This window comes from Streptomyces himastatinicus ATCC 53653, from assembly GCF_000158915.1.
In the GTDB taxonomy this organism is placed as follows: Bacteria; Actinomycetota; Actinomycetes; order Streptomycetales; family Streptomycetaceae; genus Streptomyces; species Streptomyces himastatinicus.
Map to the genome: position 1 here is coordinate 1,705,595 of NZ_GG657754.1, position 3,250 is coordinate 1,708,844.

Genomic DNA, 3,250 nt, shown 5'->3' on the forward strand with positions numbered 1-3,250 from the left:
GTCGCGGCGAAGCTGGGCACCTCCATCTCGGGTCTGGCGCGCGGCGGCATCACCGAGGCCCTCACCACCGAGCAGATCGAGGCCCTGAAGGAGGAGCGCCCCGAGTGGCTGGAGAAGGAGCGCGCCACCCAGGCCGAGGTGCGCAAGGAAGCGGTGCGGATCAAGGAGAAGCACGCCGAGAAAGCTGAGAAGGCGGAGAAGGCGGAGCGCGACGCCCAGTCCGGCCCGCCGCGCTCCTGACCCTTTCCGCCCTTCAGCCCGTTCAGCCCTTCTTCAGTCCTTGTAGTCGGGAGCGACGCGCTCCACGAGCCGCAGCAGCGCCGACCAGGCCAGGTCGTACGCCTTGTCGTCCTGGAGGTCGGAGCCCTCGTCCTCGCCCGCGAGCTGACGCGCCGTCAGTTCACGGATGTCCGGCGGCGGCATGACGAGCTTCGCGCCCCCGGCCGTCGCCGCGACCTGGATCTCGCACGCCTTGTCCAGGTAGTACATGCGCAGGAACGCCTGGGCGGGGGTTTCCCCGACGGTCAGCAGGCCGTGGTTGCGCAGGATCATCGCCGGGTGACCGGCGAGATCGGCGACGAGCCGCTGTTGTTCGGCGAGGTTGAGGGCGACGCCCTCGTAGTCGTGGTAGCCGAGCCTGCCGTAGAACTCCATGGAGATCTGGTTGAGCGGCAGCAGGCCCTCCTCCTGGGCGGCGACGGCGCAACCGGCCTTGGTGTGGGTGTGCAGCACGCAGTGGGCGTCGGGCCGGGAGGCGTGGACGGCGCTGTGGATGACGAACCCGGCGGGGTTGACGGGGTGCGGGGTCTCCTCGACGGGGTGGCCGGACAGGTCGACCTTGACGAGGTTCGACGCGGTGATCTCCTCGAAGAGGAGACCGTAGGGGTTGATCAGGAAGTGGTGTTCGGGGCCGGGGACGCGGGCGCTGATGTGCGTGAAGATCAGGTCGGTCATCCGGAAGTGCGCCACCAGGCGGTAGACCGCGGCGAGTTCGCGGCGCAGCCGCGGCTCCTCGGCGTCAGTGTCCGGTGCGGCCGGAGCGGTGTAGTGGGGCGTCGAAGCGGTCACGGGATGAGTTCCTTGGGTCGTGGGGGTGACGGAGGTGTCGATCCGTCTCAGACGGTCGCGGGCGCGGGTACGGCTTCGGGCGCGGTGGCCGGTTCGCCCGCCACGCGGCGGCGCCAGGCGTCGACCGCGGCCTGCTCGGTCGGCTTGGTGGCGAGGCTGACGGCCACGTAGGCGACGAGGGCGGCGAGCAGGCCGAAGTAGATCGGCTCGTTGGCGAGCAGCCCCTCGACCACCATGAGCGTGATCACCGTGAGGCCGCCCGCGATCATCGCGGCCAGGGCACCGGGCAGATTGCCGCGCTTCCACACCAGACCGCCGAGGATGGGCACCAGCAGGCCGCCGACCAGCAGGTTGTAGGCGACGGTGAGCGCGGCGAGGACATCGCCCAGGAGACAGGCGATGACGATGGCGGTCACACCGAGGACGACGATGGCCAGCCGGTTCGAGCGGATCTCGTCGCGATCGTCCGGGGCGTCCGTGGCCCCCGTGGTGCGACGCCGCAGCCGGGCCCAGATGTCGTTGTTGGCGACCGTGGCCGAGGCGATCAGGGCACCGCTGGCGGTGGACATCATCGCCGACAGGGCGGCGGCGAGGACGAGCCCCCTGATACCGGTGGGCAGGGTGTGCTGGACGATGGTGGCGAACGCCTGGTCGGCACTGGCCAGATGCGGGTACAGCGCCTTGGTCGCCATGCCGATGAACGCCCCGGCCAGGGCGTAGACGAGACAGTAGATCCCGGCGGCCGTACCGCCCCAGGTGGCCACCCGGTCGTTGCGGGCGGTGAAGACCCGCTGCCAGATGTCCTGCCCGATCAGCATGCCGAACGTGTAGATCAGCACATAGGTGAAGATGGTCTGCCCGCCGATGGAGGTCGGGGAGAGGTAGCCGTGCGGCAGCCGGTCCGCCATCTCCGAGAATCCGCCGGCCTTGATCACCGCGATGGGCAGCAGCAGGACGAGCACGCCCACGCTCTTGATCACGAACTGCACCATATCGGTGAGCGTGATGGACCACATGCCGCCGAGCGCCGAGTAGCCCACGACGATGGTCCCGCCGATGACGACCGCGGCCCAGCGCGGCACGTCGAAGAGCACGTCGAAGACGCTGGCGTACGCGATCGTCGAGGTCACCGCCAGCATCAGGGTGTAGACCCACATCACCACGCCCGAGATGACGCTCGCGGCGTCGCCGTAGCGCAGGGAGAGCATTTCGGCGACGGTGTAGACGCGCAGCCGGGCGATCCGGGCGGAGAAGAACACGCTGAGGGCCAGCAGTCCCAGCCCGATGGCGAACACCATCGCGGCACCCGAGAGGCCGTAGGTGTAGCCCAGGCGTACCCCGCCGATGGTGGAGGCGCCGCCGAGGACGACGGCGGCCATCGTGCCCGTGTACATCAGCGGGCCCAGCCGCCGCCCGGCGACCAGGAAGTCGCTCTTGGAGGCGGCGAGTCTCTTGCCCCACCAGCCGACACCGACGATGGCCAGCAGATATCCGAGCATGACGAGGTAGTCGACGGCCATCAGGTCCTCCGAAGCAGAGCGGCGTGGCGGGGGGGGTGATGCGTGACCTTATCCACGGTGCACACTGGCGCTGAACCCGCGGATCCGTCCGATGTGAAACCGTCCGTTGGACGAATCCGACACCCCGGCGCGGTGCCGCGGGATGAGAGGATCCCTGCCTTGTGACCGAGCACGACCCACCGTCCATCCACCTCAGTGTGCTGCTCGCCGATCCCTCGCTGGGGCTGCGCCAGGTCGCCGGTCCCGCCGAGGACCGGCGCATCGGCACGGTCGGCACCACCGAGATCGAGGACCCCACGCCCTATCTCGTCGGCGGTGAACTCCTCCTCACCGCCGGAGTGCGGCTGCCGCCCGACGCGAACGGCATCGACACCTATGTGGCGCGCGTGGTGGCGGCCGGGGTCGCCGCCCTCGGCTTCGGCGTCGCCCCGGTGCACGAGGAGATACCGGCCGAGCTCATCGCCGCGTGCGACCGCCATGGACTGCCGCTGCTGCGGCTGCCGCCGCCCACCCCGTTCGTCGCCGTCGGCCGGGCGACGTACGCCGCCATCGCCGAGGCCCGCAACCGCGACCTGAAGAAGGTCTCGCAGGCGCAGTCGGCCCTCGCCTCGGCCGCCGCCCGTCCGGACGCGCTTCAGGCCGTGCTCACCCAGCTCACCGCG

General features: G+C 70.2%; 4 protein-coding genes. 2 read left to right on the forward strand and 2 right to left on the reverse strand.

The window, feature by feature from the left end; genetic code table 11:
* Positions 1 to 240 (forward strand): DUF5997 family protein (locus SSOG_RS06625; protein ID WP_039936734.1); only part of this gene is annotated, 240 nt, incomplete at its 5' end.
* 33 nt (positions 241 to 273) lie between these two features.
* On the opposite strand, the gene SSOG_RS06630 is transcribed toward SSOG_RS06625, so the two are convergent.
* Positions 274 to 1,068 carry a class II aldolase/adducin family protein gene (locus SSOG_RS06630; RefSeq protein WP_009713440.1) on the reverse strand — a complete coding sequence of 265 codons (795 nt, stop codon included), beginning with the start codon at positions 1,066 to 1,068 and terminating at the stop codon, positions 274 to 276.
* A gap of 47 nt (positions 1,069 to 1,115) precedes the next feature.
* Positions 1,116 to 2,588, reverse strand: coding sequence for a sodium:solute symporter family protein (locus SSOG_RS06635; RefSeq protein WP_039936735.1), 1,473 nt, complete (start codon positions 2,586 to 2,588; stop codon positions 1,116 to 1,118).
* Between the two features lie 161 nt (positions 2,589 to 2,749).
* Here SSOG_RS06635 and SSOG_RS06640 point away from each other — a divergent pair.
* Positions 2,750 to 3,250: PucR family transcriptional regulator ligand-binding domain-containing protein (locus SSOG_RS06640; RefSeq protein ID WP_039936737.1), on the forward strand; the 501-nt coding region annotated here is incomplete at its 3' end.

Coding starts and splice junctions, on each gene's coding strand:
- SSOG_RS06635 (WP_039936735.1), bottom strand. CDS start 2,588: ATGGCCGTCGACTACCTCGTCATGCTCGGATATCTGCTGGCCATCGTC.